Genomic DNA, 570 nt, shown 5'->3' with positions numbered 1-570 from the left:
GGGCGACTGCTGCACCCAGGCCACATGGGCCTGGGCCACCGTCAAGGCCGAGGCATGGGTGGCCAGCCAGTCGCGCGGCGGCGCGGCAAAGCGGCGCATCTGCGCCCAGTCGGCGCCGTCGGGCACATCCACCACGGCCAGCGCGCTGCCCTTTTGTGCCAGGTAGGCGTGGGTGGCACCCGCCGGTATCACCACGCCGCTGGCGGTATCGACATAGGCGGCCTTGCCATCGACCTCCAGCTCCATGCGGCCGGCCAGCGCATACAAGAGCTGCACATGGTCATGGCTGTGCGCATGCTGCTCGCCTTCATAGTGGCGAACAGAGTAGTCAGGAGCCAGCAAGCGGTGGTGGTGGTGGTCGGCCATGGTGGTCGGCCATGGCAGCAGCGGTGCATCAGTGCATAGCGCACAGTGTAGCCAAGCGCGGGCGCTGGCCCCTTGTTCCGCCGCTTGCCCCGCTTACCCCGGTCAGCAGCACGGATCAGCGTATATTGGCGCCATTGCCCGGGCTTGGCCTGGCCCGCCCCTTTTTACTGCACGCCTCGTCCGCATGGCCGACACCTCTTCGCC

Annotated in this window: 1 protein-coding gene; it reads right to left on the bottom strand. The window is 68.1% G+C overall.

Annotated elements, in window-relative coordinates:
* A partial coding sequence (locus H928_RS28520; protein ID WP_021027634.1) for a cupin domain-containing protein occupies window positions 1-366 on the bottom strand: 366 nt, incomplete at its 3' end.
* Between the last annotated feature and the right edge of the window lie 204 nt (window positions 367-570).

The organism is Comamonas sp. B-9 (assembly GCF_000410635.1).
Lineage (GTDB): Bacteria > Pseudomonadota > Gammaproteobacteria > Burkholderiales > Burkholderiaceae_C > Comamonas.
The sequence above is the reverse complement of the archived record's forward strand: the minus strand, read 5'-3'. Positions and strand labels throughout refer to the sequence as shown.